Source organism: Nocardia sp. NPDC059195 (assembly GCF_042754695.1).
Taxonomy (GTDB): domain Bacteria; phylum Actinomycetota; class Actinomycetes; order Mycobacteriales; family Mycobacteriaceae; genus Nocardia.
Genome location: NZ_JBHZBG010000007.1, coordinates 73,153 through 91,066, shown reverse-complemented (window position 1 = coordinate 91,066; position 17,914 = coordinate 73,153). Strand labels below are relative to the sequence as shown.

At 69.5% G+C, this 17,914-nt stretch carries 6 protein-coding genes; all 6 read left to right on the top strand.

Features of this window, described 5'->3' with window-relative positions:
• Positions 1 to 7: 7 nt before the first annotated feature.
• A complete protein-coding gene (locus tag ACFXKN_RS12035; RefSeq protein ID WP_378953842.1) occupies positions 8 to 1,255 on the top strand; it encodes a hypothetical protein in 1,248 nt (415 codons plus the stop codon).
• Positions 1,256 to 1,283: 28 nt separating this feature from the next.
• Positions 1,284 to 1,643, top strand: a complete 360-nt coding sequence (locus ACFXKN_RS12030; protein ID WP_266296744.1) for a hypothetical protein — start codon at positions 1,284 to 1,286, stop codon at positions 1,641 to 1,643.
• Positions 1,640 to 2,023 carry a hypothetical protein gene (locus tag ACFXKN_RS12025; protein ID WP_378953849.1) on the top strand — a complete coding sequence of 128 codons (384 nt, stop codon included), beginning with the start codon at positions 1,640 to 1,642 and terminating at the stop codon, positions 2,021 to 2,023. Before ACFXKN_RS12030 ends, ACFXKN_RS12025 begins: the two co-directional genes overlap by 4 nt.
• A 147-nt stretch (positions 2,024 to 2,170) precedes the next feature.
• Positions 2,171 to 2,491: a hypothetical protein gene (locus ACFXKN_RS12020; RefSeq protein ID WP_378953851.1), complete on the top strand. Its 321-nt coding sequence runs from the start codon at positions 2,171 to 2,173 to the stop codon at positions 2,489 to 2,491.
• A gap of 18 nt (positions 2,492 to 2,509) precedes the next feature.
• A complete protein-coding gene (locus ACFXKN_RS12015; protein ID WP_378953859.1) occupies positions 2,510 to 2,989 on the top strand; it encodes a YbaB/EbfC family nucleoid-associated protein in 480 nt (159 codons plus the stop codon).
• Between the two features lie 16 nt (positions 2,990 to 3,005).
• Positions 3,006 to 17,914, top strand: a 14,909-nt coding sequence (locus ACFXKN_RS12010) for a T3SS effector HopA1 family protein (RefSeq protein ID WP_379432958.1), incomplete at its 3' end; no start/stop codon positions are given.

The window sequence follows — 17,914 nt, the reverse complement described above, 5'->3', positions numbered from 1 at the left end:
AGCACCGATGACCACGCCGAGCACTGACGCGATGACACCTGACGCCGAGACGACCACAGCACCCGAAACGGTCCCCGCGCCCGAAGCGACAGCCGCGCCCGACGTCGGATTCACCCTGTCGCCACTGGACACCGCCGCTGAGCTCAGTCGCCGGATCGCCCGCGAGACAGCCGAACTCGGGCCACCGGGCTGGCGCCGGGTGCAGGCGACGTTCTCGATGACCGTGGCGGGCGAGTCGACGGCGCTGGTCTTCACCGATGACAACGATCGGGTGGCGCGGGTTTTCCCGACCGAGTCGGTCCTGGCGTCGGTGCGCGAGCACCGGCATCTGTCGGCTTCGCTCGGCGACGGCCCGTGGTGGCGTTTCCTGATGACCCTCACCGACGAGGGACAGCTCGAAGTCGACTACGACTACGGCGACGAACCCTTCCCCGACGATCAACTGTTCGCACCCGAGGTCTATCGCGCCGACCTCACGGCGTATCCGCGTTCGCAGGTGCCATTGTGGTTGGCCGCCTATGTGGGGCACGGCGGCAGACAGTCGCGTCCGCCGCGACTGGCGGCGGCGCAGGCCAGAGATGACGAGGCGACCGGACGGGTGCCGCTGCGATGCGGCACCGACACCGAATTCCCGGACTTCCCGGTGCTGGTCCGGAGATGGGCGGTGATCGCGGCGGGGTTCGTCGCGGTCGGGTCGATGTGGGGTCCGCGGGTGGCGCCGTCGACCTGTGTTTTCGAGGGCGCGCGCCGCAGCGGGTCCACCTTGCAGGCGTTGCCGGGGGACCGGGCGGTGCTCTCGGGCGGGGTGTGGAACGCCCCGGCCTTGGCGGCGGTCTATCAAGACGGTGCCGAGTCGCCCGATCTGTATCGCGGCGCCCCGGCGTGGGTGGCGGACCCGGTGCTGAACGCGCGCACGAGTTCCGGCCTGCTCTCGTTCTGCTACTGGTGGGCTGACGGGCACTGGTATCGCGCGGATTCCCCGGGCGCCGGCAACCTTGCCGAGGCGGTGCCCGGTATGTGGACGGCCGACATCGTCGCGGGCATCATCGCCGGTCTGCTGGCCGACGAGCCCACTGAATCCCAGCACGCGGCCGCGCGGCGACTGGTCGCCGACGCCGAGGCGGGCGTGGTCACCCGCGCCTCGTTGGCCGAGGTGTTCGACGGCGATTTCGACGTGGACGGCGCGTTGTTCCAGCTGACCGTCGTCGGCGCCACCACGCCGGATGCGACGGTCGCCGCGGTTGTGACACCGTAGGAACGCAGCGAACGGAAGGCAGGTATCGATGACCCGGCGGATCGACACGGATGACCCGGAGGCCGACGCGACCGGCCCCGACGGTCTGATGTACTACCGCGGCGAATTGTTCACCGGGGAGATGGTCGAGCTGTACGACGACGGCTCGCTGTTCACCCTGATGACCTATGTCGACGGCATGGAAGACGGCCCGTCCCAGGGCTTCTACCCCGACGGTTCACCCCAATCCGACGGGACAGCCTCGCGAAACCGGGCGATCGGCGAGTGGCGCGAGTGGTACCCGGACGGCACCGTCAAACAGATCGACGTCTACGACGAAACCGGCAGACTGCGCGCGCGGCGCAAGTGGGACGCTGCGGGCACCCTGATCCAGGATGTGACCCAGTGATCCTCAAACCCGTTGGCATGTACCGGGAGATGTTCCGCGGCAAGCACGACGAACTGCCCTCGATCGCCGAGTCCACGACCGACCAGGTCCTGCCCGACCGCGCCGAGATCATCGCCTACCTGCGCAATCCACCGGCCGGATTCGATGTGATGGAGGCGGTGTCGCACCTGTTCGAGCAGGACCGGTGGATCCCCGGCGGTTCGTCGTTGAACTCCGACGGTGTGTGGGTCTGGCGCGAGGACTCCGTCGAGTACCTGGCCGCCCAACCCCTGGAGATCCCGGCCGACTTCGTCGACTACGTGCGGTCCATCGATTACACCCCACCGGCGGTCGAGGACGACCAGACGTTCTACGACGCGCTCCTGCGCTACTTCGGCTGATCGCGCCACCGCCCATTGCGTAGCGATCACGCGGTGGGAACCCTCCATTCACGTTGGCGTCACGAAAGATTCGCTCACCCCTGTCATTCTTTTGCGCAGCAAACGAATTGTGGAACGGTGCGTTGACGCTGGAGGGACACGAACGCGATGGTGGAGAAGTTCGAGTACGAACCCTTGCTGTTCCGCAGGGCGGCCGCCAAGACCGGTTCGGTTCGCGACCAGATCAACGGCGTCATCAGCCGGCTCGACGCGGCAGCTGAGCGGCGCGGCACCTGCTGGGGCAACGACACACTGGGCCAGAACTTCTTCAAAGGCGACGCCGACAACGGCTACGAGGCGTCGAAGAAGAACACCACCGACAGCGCCGCGACCATCGCGGGCAACATGGGCACGATGTCCGCCGGGCAGCTGGAGTCTGCCCGATTGCTCGAGCAGATGGAAAAGGGCAACTACGACGGCTTGCGCTGATCCGGGGGTCGATCGATCATGACGAATGAACAGGCAAAGGCCCAGCTCGCCGACATCATCGAAGGTGTGCAGGAGCAGATGCGCTCGATCGCGCAGGTGCAGCGCGACCGCGCCAAGATCATTGCCAGCGCGACGGTCCGCAAGCGGGTGACGGTGTCGGTGAACGCTGATTACAAGGTGATCGAGACCAAGTTCAGCGACAACATCGACGATCTCACCTACCCCGAGATCGCCAGGGCGACAACCGAAGCCGCGCAGCAGGCAGCGGCCGAGGTCGCCCGGCTGACCCAGGAAATGATGGCACCGCTGCAGGAAAGCCGTTCGCGGCTGCCGAAACTGACCGACTTCGTCGCCGACATGCCTGATCTCATCGTTCCCGAGGCCGTGGAGGCCTCCCTCGCGGCCCCTGATTCCGCTGAGCGGCAGGAGATTTCGGAAGGCGACCAGCTACTCGGAGCACCGGATCGGTCGGGTTCGGCGACCGACTCGAGCTGGTGACCTCGCGTAACCACGGATGATCTATCTTCCCGATGAGCTGGGCTGGCTCAAGTATCCGGCCGGCATGGAGTGGCCCGAGGGGAACGAAGACGAGCTGTTCGGTCTCGCCGAGGACTGGAAGGCGGCCGCGGCGGAACTGCGCGGGATCCTCGACGACATCGACGACGCGAAAGCGGCCTCGCTGACGGCCTATCCGTTCGGCAAGGGCGTCGAGGAGATGATCAAGGACTTCAACTCGATGCGCAGCGGCGACGGGTCCGAAAAGGATCAGTCGCTGGAGAAGCTGGCCGAGTACTTCGACTCGGTCGGCGAATCGGTGTTCAACACCGGCACCGAGGTCGAGTACACGAAGATCATGTTCTACTCGTCGCTGGCGTTGCTGGCGCTCGAGATCGCCCTGTGCTGGGTGCCGCCGACGCCTGCCTCGCCCGCGCTGAACGCCGCCGCGATCTTGGCGACGCGGCTGGCGGTGCGGATCATCGGGCAGGCGGCCACGCGTGCCCTCATCCGCTTCGGCCGCAACGCCTTCGTCAAGACCATCCTGAAGTTCCTCGCCAAGCATGTGGCCATCGACCTGACCCTCGGCACGATGCAGGAACTCGGTACCCAGGCCTGGCAGGTGAGCCAGGGGCACCGCGACGAGATCAACGACCGCCAGCTGCTGGTCACCATGGTGAGCTCGGCGATCGGCGGCGCTTTCGCCGGGCCCGCGGGCGAGCTCATGAGCGACCGCATCCTCGGCCCGCAGATGAACCGGTGGCTCAAGGCCGCGATCACGGGGCCGACGGCAGGCTTCGTCGGGGCCGAGGCGGGCAACTACGCCGCCATCGGCACCCAGCTGGCCATCGACCTGCACGACGCGAAGAACCAGGAAGAATGGGACGCGGCCTGGGATCGGGCCGCGCACGCCGCCAACCCCAAGAATCATGATCCGCTGATGTTGACGGCGGGGGTGTCCAACGGGCTGCTGTCCAGCCTGAGCGGGACCGGCGCGCATGCCTACCGCACCCGCGAGGGCGTCCCCACGCTCGGCCTCGACACGATGGACGGGCCGAGTCTGCGGGCGCAGATCGATGAGATCGCCGGGATCGGCTCGCCCGAGGGGCGAGGTGCCGGCGAGGGTGACGACGGCGCGCTCGGTGCGGGTTCGCGCGCGGACGACGATGACACCGCGCAGGGTGGTCCGACGCGTGCCGACGACGAGGCCGGGGTGGGTGAGGGGAGCCGTGCCGGGCTCGCGGAAGGCGATGGTGATGACACCGCCGCGGGAACTCGCGAGGACGGGCCGAGGGCCAGTGGTCCGTCCGGGCTCGGGTCGAGTAGCAACGACGGGTCTTCGGTGCGTCCCGCTGCCGCGGCGTCCATCGGTGAATCCGAGGGCGGCGCAGCGAAGCCGGCCGCTTCGGCGGGGGACGATCGTGCTGTTTCCAGGGCGGGTCAGGGTGAGGACTTGGCCGGCAGTCAGCGAGGCGGCGAGGATTCCCGGGCTGAGGGCGATCGTGCGGACGGTGCTCAAGGGGACGGTGCTCGTGCGGACGGTGCTCGTGCTGAGGGTGCTCGAGCCGAAGGCGATCGGGCGGGGAGTGATGATCGTGCCGAAGGCGCGTCGTCGGAGACGAATCGCAATGGGGCGGAGCCTGATTCGTCGGTCGGTCAGGCCGGGGATCCGAATGGTGCGCAGCGGGCCGGTGTTCCGCTGGGGGAGAACGGGCTGTCGGGCGCAGACCTCGGTTCGCGTGGTGCCGCTGACTCCGTCGCGCCGGTCACCGCGGCAACGCCCGGCGAGTTGGCGCACGCTCCGGTAGCTGCCGCCGCTCCTCTCACCGCGGTGGGGAGCCCGGCTGCTGTGGGCAACCCGGCACCGGCCGCGGTGGGCAGTGCGACTCCGGCCGTCGGCAGCTCGGCGCCGACGGCGGGCAGTCCGAATCCTGCTGCGCCGGGTAACCAAGCGCCCGCCTCCCAGGCTGCAACTGGCGGCGAACCACGAAGTGCGCCAACCTCTTCCACTCCGAGTCGGGGTTCGGCCGGGGATCTGATTCAAGGTGCCGGGGCGGATGGCCTCTCGGGTGCGGGGATCGTCGGCCCCACCCCCGACTCGATGCCGGTGACCGGAGAATCGTCGGCGTCACGAGCCGGTGCCGACGATGCGGCTGGCCACCCCGACAGTCGCGCGGGGCTCGCCGACGAGGGGCTGACCGGTGCGGACAATCAGCCTGCCGTGCGCGCCGATCGTGCCGAGAATGCGGTGACGAGCGCGCGCGATGGTGCGGATGATCAGCCTGCCGCGCGTGCCGATCGTGCCGAGAATGCGGTGACGAGCGCGCGCGATGGTGCGGATGATCAGCCCGCCGTGCGCGCCGAGGGTGCGGACGACGTGGCGACGAGCTCGCGCGATGGTGCGGATGATCAGCCCGCCGTGCGCGCCGATCGTGCCGAGAATGCGGTGACGAGCTCGCGCGATGGTGCGGATGATCAGCCCGCCGTGCGCGCCGGGGGTGCGGACGACGTGGTGACGAGCTCGCGCGATGGTGCGGACAACCAGCCCGCCGTGCGCGCCGAGGGTGCGGACGACGTGGCGACGAAATCGCGCGATGGTGCGGACAACGGGGAAACGGGGCGGGCCGCGCCTATCGATGAGGCGGTGGCGCCGATCGTGCCGCTCGTTCCCGGAGAGAACGCGCCGTCGAATCCCGCGCGTCGACGCGCCCGCGTTCCGATCGGCGATCCGGGTGCGCCTGCCGATGGCGTCGGTCGCGGTGACGGCGCCGACCGCAGTAACGATGCGGGCCGCGGTGATGATGCGGGCCGCGGTGATGATGCGGGCCGCGGTGATGGTGCTGACCGCGGCAACGATGCGGGTCGCGGCAACGATGCCGGTCGCGGTGACGGTGCCGACCGGAGCAGCGAGGCTGACGACGGAATCGCTGACGGCAGAACCGATTACGCGTACTTGCTGCCCAACGGTCAGGGCGTGGTCCACACGCCGACCGCCACGTCCATCGGCAACGACACCAAGACGCACAATGTGCGCGACAACGTGCGCAATGAGGGTGCGCACGACGTTGTCCTGCACGGAAGCATGGACGGGCACCCGATTCCGGGCAAGGCGGGTCGGGTCGATGTGGAGCTGATCGCCCAGGCGATCCTGAGCAACCCGAAATACGTTCGCGGCACGCCGGTGCGGCTGCTCTCCTGCCACAGCGGTGCCGACGGCAGCTTCGCGAAGGCACTCGCCGACCTGCTCGGTGCGAAGGTGCACGCGCCGACCAAGGAAGTCGGTGTCTATCCAGAACCCGACGAGCCCGCCGAATTGGTCGGTGGCAAATGGAAGGAATTCCGGCCCGGCAACACCACCGGACCGGTCGCCGACGGCGCGCATCAGCCTGCGGACCCGCCGCGAGCACCCCGCGACTTCGGCGACCTGCGCACGGACCGGATGGGCGAGGACGGCCGGTCACGCGCGGATCTGGAGGCTGCCCTCGGCGGCCCGCTGCACGACTACGCCGACCCGGGCGCCGGTCGGCCACGGCACCAGGGGATCGTCGACGAGCTGATGCGGATGGCCCGCGACACCGATCCCGCCGACATCGCCCGCGGCGCCGGTCCGCGCGCCTTCGTGGTCGACCAGTTCGTGAGCCCCGGCCAAGGGCTCGTCGTCGGCGGCGCGCCCTACGCCATGGTCGTCGGCCTCGATCCGGCGACCGGCCAGCACCGCGTCGAGATACTCGACCCCGAAACCGGTGCGCGCCACCCTTATCCGCGCCCCACCCCACCGGACCTGCGCTCGGTCTCGGCCCTCCTGATGGATTCCCAGGGCAACGTCGTGCCGCCGCGCGCCGCTGACCCCCGCCTGCAATGGTCATCCGCTGACCCGAACAGCGCTGGACCCACACCACGTACCGACAACCCCGCACCCGCCCCGCACAGCCTGCCGGAATCACCTGCACAGCAACCTGACTCGCGCAATCCGGGGCAGCCGCACGCGCGGCAGCCCGGCCCGCATGACTCGGCGGAGTCGCCGGGGCGGCAGCCTGATCCGCGTGGCGTGGTGGAGTCGCCGGGGCGGCAGTCGGATCCGCGTGGCTTGGTGGAGTCGCCGGGGCGGCAACCAGATCCGCGTAACTCGGCGGAATCGCCGGGGCCGCAGCCGGATCCGCGTAACTCGGCGGAATCGCCAGGGCGGCAACCAGATCCGCGTCAGCCCGCGCAGGAGCCGCGGTTCTATAGTCCCGATGAGGCATACGAGGCCGGGCGCAATCCCGATCTCCCGCGTGACGCTCCGTTCGGGCCTGTTGTCGACGGGATCGCGCTGGGCGAGAGCCCGGATGCCGGCGGGCCGCCGCGTTCGCTCGACGAGTTGCGCGCCGACCGGCCCGATCTGTCGTTCGAGGAACTGCTCGAGCTGCGCGACGCGCTGTATCAGCAGGCAGGTCTCGAACCGCCGAGCCTGTCGCGCGAGAGCCTCGACGCCTTCGTCCGGGAAGTCTGGGACCGCCGGGACTCGGTGCGCAACGCCATGGATGTGTACAACCAGTACGCGCTCGCGCACGCGCCCAATGTGACCTCCGACCCCGCCGGCTACCTGCGTGCCATCACCGACCTGCTGGTGAACAATCCCGAGCTTCGGTACGCGTATATCCAGGCGCCGGATCGGCGCGGGATGCTCCTGCCCGAAGACGTCGATTCCGTCGGGCAGGATTTCCACTTCCTGCACTTCAGCCGACCGGGTGCCGACTTCTCGCCGGGGTACCGGGTGTACGTGAACCCCCGCATGGATGCCGCGCCCGAGCTGATGCGAAACCTCGTGCGCGACTTGATCCTCGATGACGACCACCCTGGCGTCAAAACCGCGAAGGTGGCGGGCCCGCTGGCCACCCGGCCCGACGCCGTCGTGGTCTACGTGCGCGATCTCGGCGACGTGGACCGGGTGACCGAGTGGTTGCGCAACTATCGCGATCAAGCGGGGGACGTCTTCCTCTGGGATGCCCCGCCGATGACGCGGCAGGTACTGGAGGGTGTCGGCTTCGGCGCACATCCTTCGGGCAACAGTTTCGGGTTCGTGCGCTCGGACGCGATCCACGCGGCGCTGGTGGCCACCCTCGCCAACGGCGGTGACTTCGCCGCGTTCCATGCCGAAGTACTACGCACGCTGCCCGAGAAGGGGGCATCGCCGGAATACCCGCACCTTCGCCCGGACCCCGAATCGCCGAATCGCCGGGGGCTCGACCTGATGGGCGAGGACAACCCCGGCCGCCCCATCCCGGATCCACGCGTGAGCTGGATGATGGACCCTGCTTCGCGCTCGGATTCGTCGCCGACGGATCCGCGTCGTGGGTGGATGCTGGGTGATCCGGCGTCGCAATTGGATTCGTCGCCGTTGGACCCGGGCCGTGGGCGGACATCGGATGACCCTGTCACACCGCCGGTGGACCCACGGCGAGCGTGGATGGTCGATGATCCTGCCTCGCCGCCGATCGATCCACGTCGCGGGTGGATGCTGGGCGACCAGGCATCGCAGTCGGATTCGCCTCCCGTTGACCCTCGTCTGGCCTGGATGGCCGATGATGCTGCGTCGCAGTCTGATTCGCCGCCAGTGGACCCGCGTCGTGCGTGGATGTTGGATGATCCGGCGTCGCAGTCGGATTCGCCTCCCATTGACCCCCGTCTGGCCTGGATGGCCGATGATGCTGCGTCGCAGTCTGATTCGCCGCCAGTAGATCCGCGTCGTGCCTGGATGATGGACGATCCGGCGTCGCCGACGGATCCGCGTCGTGCCTGGATGATGGATGACCCGGCATCGCCGACCGATCCGTCGCCGACCGATCCGCGTGCGGCGTGGATGATGGATCCTCCTGCGTCGCAACCGGATATCGCCGCGGCCGACGCGTGGGCCAAGGCCGAGTACGACCGGCTGATGGCCGAGCGGAACCAGTTGGCGCGGGAGACCGAGTTCTGGCGGGCCAAGCGCGACGATCGGGTCACGCGACTGATGGGGATCGTCGATGCCGAACGGGCCGTCGGTACCCGGGCCGACCTCGCGCAGACGATGCGCAGGCTGGCGGACGAGGCGGCGTCGCAGTCCACCCGGGTCGCGGCGATCGGCGAGGAAGCAGGCGGGCAGGTCAACGAGCGGCGCTCGCAGGCCGACCAGGCGCATCGGCGTGAGGCCGCCGCCAAGCTCGACGATGCCGCTCGCCGAGTCATCGACCTGCGCGAAGACCTCGCCGCCGTCGACCGTCAGATCGCCGGACTCGAGGCCAGCGGCGCCATCGACGGTCGGCCGCCGAGGGCTGAGGCCGCCGCCGAACTGGATCGGCTGGCCCGTCGCCGCGCCGCCGAATTGCTGCGGATCAAGCCGCACCGCGCGATGCGCGACGACCTGGCGCAGCGCTTCGGCCTGGTCGACGCCGACGGCGCGATCAACGAGGCCGCGCTGAGCCCGGAGAACCTCGCCGCCACGATCGACGAGCTGCGTGACAGCCAACCCGGGCGTCGCGCCGACGAGATCAACACCCTCGCCACCGCCGCCCGCGATGTGAACGAGGCACACAATCGGATCGGCCGCCTGCAGGATGAGATGGCGCTGGTGGCCGGTGCGGCCCGCACCGACATCGAGGGCAAAGGTGGCCGGATGCACACCAGAGACGTCGGGCTCGTGGACGGCGAACCGCCGCGCATCATCGTCTACGGCCCGCGCGATCAGTTGGGTTATATGCCGCGTGACGGCGGGCTCACCGACCACGATGCCGCCCTGCAACACGCGCTGAGCACCAGCGACGCGGTGGTCAGGGCCCTCACCAGCGACCGCGCCACGGTGGAGTTCCGCAGGATCACCGCCGACCGCGAGGGCAATGCGCGCGTCGATGCCATGCCCGACGACGGACCACAGGTGCGGCGCACCACCATCGATTTCACGAACCGGGACGGCCGGGGCGAGCGCACGCATCTGGATGTCGTGCAGTGGCGTTCGTCCGACGGGACCTGGCACAGCGTCAACCCGGAAGGCGCCCGGTGGGAGAATCGGCGCGGCTCCGACGACCGCCCCGAGCAGTTCGAAGGCAGGCCGCTGCCCGAAGGCGTGAGCAGTGTCGGCGTCAGTCCGACTCAGGCGGCCGTCACGGACGGGTTCTTCGGTGGTACGCCCGGCCCCGGCATCAACGAGGGCTTCCTGCCGAGGTTGCCCGGTGGTCCGCCACTGGACCCCGGCCTGGAGAGTCACGCGAATCCGGTGCCCGAAGCGGCGTCCAACCTGCTGCGGCTCACGGTGGAACTGGTGAAGTTCTCGGGCTGGTCGTGGTTCTCGGATTCGGACAATCCGCACCGGATCAGCCCCGGCTTCAAGCGGAAGCGGCTGCTCCGCCGATTCAGCTCGCCGGAGCAGCCGTTCGTCAACGCGCCTGACCGTGCCGACGTGGTCGCCAACCCGAACGATTCGGCGCAGATGCGCGATCGCCGCGATGCTCGCCGGGCCGCCTGGGCCGAGGTACAGAGCTGGGCGAACGATCAATACGAGCGGTTCCTGCGCACCGCGAGCGATGCCGATGCGATCGCGCAAGCCGTGCGGGATCAGCGTGTGGCGGATCAGCGGACGCAGGCTCGGGAGATGGTCGGCGCCCTCGAGGACGCCCTCGACGACGCGGCCGCCCGCCTGCCCGGCGACGCCGATACCCGACGCCGGGCGTTGATCGACGAGGTCAGGGCCCAGCTCGCCGACCCCGAACTCCGATTCAGCCGCAAGGATCCGGAGGCTGACGCGCGCCGCGAAGTACTGCGGCAGGTGTACGACTGGCTGGACGCGGGTGTGCCACCGCACGTCATCGCCGACACGGTCGCCCACCAGCTGCCGAGCCGGGTCCCGGACCTCACTCCGGACAATGTGCGCCAGATCAAGCGGCTGCTCATGCAGGACGAGATCCTGCTGACCGACCCGGATTCCGGTCAGCCGCGCTGGCGTCCGCTCGACCGGCTGGCCCATGTGGCCGAGGCGTGGGATCGACTGAGCCGGGGCGAGCCGGAGCCGGGCGACCTGCTGTTGATGCGCGATGCGTGGGAGTGGTCCGAGCAGCGGCGCCGCAGCTACGAAGACGATGACTACAACCTCACCTGGGAGGAAATCCAGGACCGGGTCTCGCGCATGCCGGGCGAGCACTGGGACGGTCACCGCACCCCGCTCACCGGTGACCGCGCGAACGTCCCGTTCGAAGCGCCCGCACCGGAGAACCCGACGCCGAGGCCCGAGGGGACGAAGCCGGAAATCGGTGCGGGGGAGCCGGATACCCCACCGCGCAGCCGTCCGCTGGATCTGATGGGCGAGGGCCCCGATCCGCGCGCCGACAGCTACCGCGATCCCGACGGCACGTTGCATCACGGCGACGACGCGCCGAATACCCACCGCGACGCCAACTTCGGCTACCGGAACACGAACAACCAGTTCATCGACGATCACCTCACCGCCGCGGACTACGACTACCTCGCGCAGAAGGGCGAGTCGCACACCTACGAGGTGCGCGATCCCGACCTCGCCCAGCAATTGCGCGACGCGTCCGCCGACCGCTTGGCGCTACAAGACGAGCGGGACGCGGTCCGCGCCACCATGGATCAGCTCATGGGCCGGTTCGAGATCGAGCGGCTCAGCGATCTGACGACCGACCGCCTTGGACCCGAGATCCAGCGGCAGCAGGCTCGGCTCGCCGCCGATTCGTCGCTCACCGATGCCGACGTGGTGGCCGAGCTCACCGCCCTCGCCGAGTTGGAGGCCGCGGCGACGAAATACAACGACCTCGGTCCGAAGATGGTCGAGGTCTCCAAGCAGCTCGGCGAGCTGGCGGGGCGGGCGTTCGCCCTCGACCCGCAGGCCAGGCCGGGCGCGATCCTGTTGTCCCCGTTCGACGGTTCCTTCGACGGCGCGAACACCGTCGATATCGCGTCGATGACGCGGGCGGTCGACGGTGCGCCGACGACACTGATCGTCGTCGAGGCCAAGGGCGTCGGCTCGGCCCTCGGTGGCTCGAAAACCGCACACGCGCAACAGGGTTCGCCGGAATACCTGCGGCGCACCCTGGCGATCGATCAGAACCTGGCCAGGATCCTCAACGAGACCCCGGCCCAGATGGCGGCGCGCGGTCTCGATCCCGACAGCGACGCGGGCCGAGCCTTGATCGATGCGGTGCGCGAACTGCGCGAGGCCACCGGGGACGAGACACTGCGGGTCGAGTACCACCTGGTGCACGCTTCCGCGCGCGGCGAGGTGACGGTGACCGAGCTGCTGCTGGTGCGCGACGGCGTGAACGTCCTCGCCGATGTCCCGTTGCCGATCGTCGACCAGGCCGCGACGGGGGAGTCCTCACACCGGCCCGGTGTCGACCGGATGGGCGATGGCATCGAGCCGTTGCGCCCGCCCAGCGAGGACATCGATTCCTTCGAAGCCGACAACAATCGGTTGCTCGGGGTGCCCGGTGCCGACGAATGGACCGGTCTGAGTCCCGCCGAGGTCGGCGTGCGGCTGCGCGACGAACTCGCCCGCATCCTCGACTATCCCGACATGGCGGCGATCGGATTCGATCTGCCCGGCCTCAATTGGTCGGTGGTGCAGGAATTCGCCAGGGGCGCGGTCGATATGGCGAGACAGCACCCGGACGTCGATCTGCGCAGCGTCGCGATTCGGTCGATGCCCTTCGGTGTGCTCGGGGAAACCGAGCGTGGCCCCATCGAATCCGGCCGCTACCACAGCAAGGAAGTCGCGCTCAATTACGACCACGCGACGAGCGCGTACGACTTCCACCAGCAGGTTCGCGACGCGGTCGACACCGGCCTGTTCTACCCGTCCGCGCTGTCGCGGCCCGTCTACTACGTGGTGGCGCACGAGTTCGGGCACGTCCTCGACACCGCGGGGCAGATGAACGCCCGGATACTCGCCGAGGCCTATCTGCTCGAGCTGAGCAAGCGCGACCCCGACGCCGACTTCGGCGACTGGTTGGGCATGCTCAGCCGCTACAGCCTCGACCAGGATCAGATGCTCCGGTCGGGCGAGGCGCTGGCCGAGGCGTTCGCCCACGTGGTCTTCCGTGGTGTGGACGAGGTGCCCCCGCCCGTCCGCGCGCTGTACGAACTGCTGATGCGGTACGCCGCGGACCCCGATCTCCATCCCGGAGACCTCCTGCCGGTCGCCGACGATCCGGGTGATCGGGCGGACGCGTCGAATCGTCCTCGCGAGCAGGTCGATCGGCCGCTGGACCTCATGGGCGATGAGCCGGACAGCACGCGTGAGCCCGCCCGTGAGGGCGAGGAGCCCGAGAGCCCGCGTGAGCCCGCGCGCGATGAGACCCACCAGCCGATCGAGCCTGCCGCCGTCGGCCACCCGCCGAAGGTGGTCATCGATGTCGACGGCGAGCAGGTGCCGTTGCATGTCCGCCCGGACGGCGACGATCGGTGGCTGGTGGTTGGGGAGAACGCGCCGTTGGCCGACGCGGAACCGACCTCCCGGCTGCGCCGGGAATGGCAGTTCATCCGCGACTCCATGCCGCAGCATGTGGAGCAGATCAAGTATCCGTCCGGCTCGCCGGTCGGCGATTCCAAGGGGCAGGCCGCCATCGCCGACGGCATCAGCGGCCTCGCCGATCTCGTCGAGTCGGGCGGGGCGGCGCCCGCGCCGGTGACCCCGCCGGCGAACCCGGACATACCGGTGATCCAGGCCCCGCCGGAGGCCGGTGGGCCGGATCCGACCTTCCTGCGGATCGCGCAGCAGTTGCCGATCTGGATCGCCAACCGGGAGAAGATCCCGCTGCTGGGCCAACTCTCGGCCCGGATGCGCGATACGGCGGGCGAACACCTGCCGATGCGGCTGCCGGACGGGTCGGTGTACCAGCCCTGGTACACCGACGTGGACCCCGACGATGTGCGCGCCCAGGTGACCGGCGACCTCGAAGTCGGCCGCACCACACCCGACGAGGCGCGCGAGGGGCTGCTGCTTGCGTTCGCCAATGCCGATGGCGCAGCGCGTGATCGGATCATCGACGCCTTGCTCGAGCACGACCTGATCTCGCCCGAGGCGGCGGACCGGCTCGCGGACGAGCCGCCTGCCGCACCACAACTGCCCGAACCTGTCGCGCCCGCGCCGGACGGGGAGACGCTGACCGAGGCCGCGCGCAGGCTGCTCGATATCGAGCTGCCGGACGAGTCGCCGGAAACGCTGCGCCGAGTCATCGACGAGCAGCAGTATCGCGCGATGCGGATGGTCGGCTCGATCGAAGGGCTGTCCGCCGCGGTGGCGCGGTTCATCGAAGAGCAGACGCTGCCTTACGGGGCCGATCTCGGCGATGGCACCCGGCCGGATTCGGCGGGGCTGCCCGGTCGGCGCGAACCAGCCGCCATCGATGAATACCGTGATGACGACGGCTATCTCGATGATGACGACGACTTCGACGAAGCGTCGCCGCCGCGGCGCGGTCGACACGACGATCCCGATCCCACCCCTCGGCCCGTGCCGATGGGCGGTGAGGTGAGCTTCATCGACCAGAACCCGCTCGGCCGGCTGCGCGACGAATTCCTCCGGGCCTTCGGCCACGATCCGGGGCTGCTCAATGTCACCCCGATCGGCAATGGCGCCGAGCCGCTGCCGGAGTGGGGCGATGCCGACGAGCTCGGTCGCGACGAGGGCCTGCGCAAGTTCTTCGAGCACGCGCTGCGTCGTGATCAGCTTCGCGACGAGCTGGCCACCTGGGCGGCAAGTCGCGATGTGGGCATCGATCAGGTGTCGACCAGGGCCGATGCCGACGCGCTGCTCGAACGGCTGCGGGCCGAGAGCATCGCCAGGTCGGCCCGGGTCGCCGAGTTCACGGCGGCGGCCGAGCGGTTGCTCTTCCCGGACGGTGACGAGGGCGGTACGCCGGTCGATACCAGGTACGGCGATCAGGCGGCGCTGGTGCCGTACGCGATCGGGCCCGACCGGTTGGTCATCGTCGACGGTCTCGCCCAGCGCGACCACGTCCTGGCCGGGCTACTGGCCGCCGACTCCGACCTCGCCGGCCAGCTCGCTCGGCGTAAGCTGATTGTCGATTACCGTGTGGCACAGACGGATTGGTCGGGCAATGTTCGGCTCGAAGCCGTCGACACCCCGGATGTCCGGCATCGGCGCGAGGTTGTCGACGGCCGCGAACTGGCCGTGACATTGCTGCGTGACGGCGACGGTCCGTGGCGGGCGGTGCTCAATGCCGACGAACTCACTCCCACCTTGTCCACCACCGCGCCGCGCTCGCCCACCGCCGTACTGACCGATCTGGTGCGGGTGGTGCGCGATCTGGGCTTGAACCCGCTCGGCCTCGACCCGTCCCAGCTCGAAGCGCTGGTGCCGGATCTGCGGCTCGACAATGCCGTACGGGCCACTCAGATCGAGGCGCTGAGCGATTTCACGCGCTCCGCCAACGATATTCAGACTTTCCACGAGGTCGGCGACGCTCGCAGTCACCTCGCGACGCGGCTCGGGCTCACCCAGGCCGCGCTCACCCCGGAAACCCTGGTGGCCGCACTCACCGACACCTCGACGGCGAAAGCGCTTCGCGTGCAACAGGTCGGCGACCTGGTCGCCTACGCCAAGCAACTGCGCGAGATCGACCCGGTTGCCGTCGACGCCGCGCGGAACCAGCTCGCGCAGCGGCTCGTCTCCGAGGAGCGGGCGCGCAGGTTGGTGCCGAAGCGGTTCATCGCCCGGGTGAACATCGATCCCCGGATCATGGCGTTGCTGCCACCGGGATTCGTCGATGGCCCGAACGGCAAACGGGTCTACGCGGTTAGCGCGAGCGGGCTCTCGGCCAAGAAGCTGCGCAAGCTGCTGCGGATGCTCGAACGCGACGGGCAACACGACCTTGTGCGCGACGCGCTCACCGAATACGCGAGTGCGCTGCAGGAAGTCGACGTCTACTCCGAGGTGCCGCGCGGCGACGAGTCCGCCGATCCGCGCGTGGTGGACGGCAGATTGCCGATGCACGATCCCGATGCCGTGTACAGCGTGCGCGATGTCGTCGCCGATGCGATGCGCGGTCGCGGCGAGGTCGACTTCGCCACCGCGGTGGCCGAAGCGGCGGCCCGACCCGACAGCGGTCCACTGCCGACCACCGATCAGGCGCACCGGCCGAGCGCGAACCGAGACTGGGCCAGGATCGTCGGCGTCGACATCACCGACGCCGACGACGCCACCTTCGCCAAGGTGTACGAGGCGTACCGCGACGGCCGGATCGAGCGTCACGAGGGCCTGACCCCCGACCAGCTGGTCGCCGAGCTCGCCGCACTGCGCGGCGAGATCCGCTTGCGCGCCGATCAGATCGACACCCTGGCCCGCCTGCTCGCCGAACTGGACCTGGCCGTGCGCGCCGAACAACTACCTGCCACCGAACCCCACACACTCCCCGCCCCCGAGACCGGAACGCCGAACAACGGTCCCACCACCCCGCCTTCCGGCCCAGAGCCCACACCGAACCCGTTGGCGCAGATCGAAGCTGCCCGCCAGCGCGAGACCGCAGCGGTGGACGAGGCGTTCACCCGCGCCGATGAAGAGTCGGCTGCCGACCACGATCGGGTTATCGACGATCTGGACCGGGTCGACGGAGACATCGAGGCGCACGCCGACTACGTCCGCGCGCTGAACGACCTCGAACAGGCCAGGGAAGAAGCCCTCGCCGCCTTCGACAAGAACGCAGCCTCGAACAACCAGCGCGCCCCCGATGCCGAAACGCCGAACAACGGTCGGACCACCCCCACCGATCCCGCCAACCCACCTTCTGACCGCAAGCCCACCGAGCCCACACCCGACCCGTTGGCACAGATCGAAGCTGCCCGCCAGCGCGAGACCGCAGCGGTGGACGAGGCGTTCACCCGCGCCGATGAAGAGTCGGCTGCCGACCACGATCGGGTTATCGACGATCTGGACCGGGTCGACGGAGACATCGAGGCGCACGCCGACTATGTCCGCGCGCTGAACGACCTCGAACAGGCCAGGGAAGAAGCCCTCGCCGCATTCGACAACGCAGCCACGAACAACCGACCCGCCCCCGACTCGACGACAACCCACCCGCTGCCTACCCCCGGCGAAGCGAATCCTGCCCGGCCCACCAACGTGTCTGGCGAGACGAACCCTGCTCGGCCCGCCAATTCGACTGTCGAGGCGAACCGGGCCCGGCCAACGACGTCGCCTGGCGAGGCGGACGCTGCCCGGCCCACCGCTTCGCCCGGAGAAGCGAATCCTGCTCGGCCTACTGCCAATTCGTCTGATGAGGGGAACCCTGCCCCGCCCGCCAACTCGTCTGTCGAGGCGAACCGGGCCCGGCCAACGACGTCGCCTGGCGAGGCGGACGCTGCCCGGCCCACTACTTCGCCCGGAGAAGCGAATCCTGCTCGGCCTGCCACCTCGCCCGGAGAAGCGAATCCTGCTCGGCCTACTGCCAACTCGTCTGGTGAGGCGAAATCTGCCCCGCCCGCGACCTCGCCCGGTGAGGCGGACCCTGCCCGGCCAACTCCCAACTCGCCCGGCGACGACGGAACCCCTGAATCGCCGAACACCACCACGGCCCCCCGGCGGACCCCACCGCCATCGGCCCCCACCTTCCGCTCGCATATCCCGCACCCCCCAAGGGAATTCGACCCAGAATTCCCAGACCTGATGCACGTCGACCGGATCCGCTGGCCAGACCTCGACCTGACCCCCACCGACCCAGGCGAGCCCGAGCCGCCGACCCAGCCCGAGCCGCCGACTCAGCCCGAGCCGCCACGTCAGCCCGAGCCGCCACGTCAGCCCGAGCCGCCACGTCAGCCCGAGCCGCCTGTTCCGCCGAACCCGACGCCGCCGAACCCGACGCCGCCGAACCCGACGCCGCCGAACCCGACGCCGCCGAACCCGACGCCGCCGAACCCGACGCCGCCGAACCCGACGCCGCC